1 protein-coding gene is annotated in these 1,213 nt (G+C 61.6%); it reads left to right on the top strand.

The annotated features are described in order from the left end of the window. Positions 1–94 precede the first annotated feature (94 nt). Complete coding sequence (locus QJT82_RS45400; RefSeq protein WP_028339170.1) at positions 95–1,213, top strand: IS630 family transposase; 1,119 nt, start codon at positions 95–97, stop codon at positions 1,211–1,213.

Raw genomic sequence — 1,213 nt, 5'->3', positions numbered from 1 at the left:
GCTAGTGTCCCGAGTCACAAGTTCGCAATCATAGATTCGCAGTAGATTCGCGTCGCTGTGCCAAGGATGGAGGCAAACGGCGACGGAGTCTCCAATGGCTGTCCAGCAACTTGCCCCCCTGATATTGAGCGATGATGAGTGGGCCGAACTGACGTCGCTGACGATGCGGCGGAAGACGGCGCAGGCGCTGGCTCTGAGAGCCCGGATCGTGCTGGCCTGTGCGGAAGGTGGTCAGAACACGGAAGTGGCGGCCAAGCTTGGGCTGGACCGACAGACCGTAGGCAAATGGCGGCGGCGTTTTATGGAGCAGCGTGTGGCCGGGCTGCACGACGAGCCGCGTTCCGGCGCGCCGCGCACGATTGACGACACCCGCATCGAAGCCGTGATCGTGAGGACGTTGGAGAGTTGCCCTGAGAACGCCACTCATTGGAGCTCCCGCGACATGGCGAAGACCAGCGGCCTATCGGTGTCGACGGTACAACGCATCTGGCGGGCCTTCGGGCTCCAGCCGCACCGGATGGAGACGTTCAAGCTCTCGACCGATCCGAACTTTGTGGCCAAAGTGCGCGATGTCGTGGGCCTCTACGTCTCACCGCCGGAGCACGCCATCGTTCTGTGTGTGGATGAGAAATCCCAAATCCAGGCGCTGGACCGCAGCCAGCCGATGTTGCCGATGCGTCCCGGCCAGGCGGCCCGAAGGAGCCACGACTACAAAAGGCTTGGCACCACATCGCTGTTCGCTGCCCTCGATATTGCGACCGGACGGGTCATTGGCAAGTGCTACGGGCGCCACCGCACCGCCGAGTTCCGCAAGTTCCTCGACGAGATCGAGGCTGCCGTACCGCGCGACCTCGACGTTCATCTCGTCATGGACAATTACGTCACGCACAAGACCCCAATGATCCGGAGATGGTTGGCCAAACGGCCGCGTTGGCACGTGCACCTGACCCCGACCAGTTCGTCATGGCTCAACCAAGTCGAGCGCTTCTTCGCGCTCCTCACCGATAAGAAGATCAGGCGCGGCGTCTATCGCAGCGTAACCGCCCTCAGGGCGGACATCGCCACGTTCATCGAACGACACAACGCCGATCCCAAACCGTTCCGATGGACCAAATCCGCCGATAACATCCTTGCTTCCATCGAGCGCTTCTGCCGCTACAATGCCCCGCCAAAACACGACGCGATGTTGCGAACTTCTGGTTCAGGACACTAG

Origin of the sequence: Bradyrhizobium sp. Mp19, from assembly GCF_029952935.1 — a bacterium.
GTDB classification, from domain to species: Bacteria; Pseudomonadota; Alphaproteobacteria; order Rhizobiales; family Xanthobacteraceae; genus Bradyrhizobium; species Bradyrhizobium elkanii.
The sequence above is the reverse complement of the archived record's forward strand: the minus strand, read 5'-3'. Positions and strand labels throughout refer to the sequence as shown.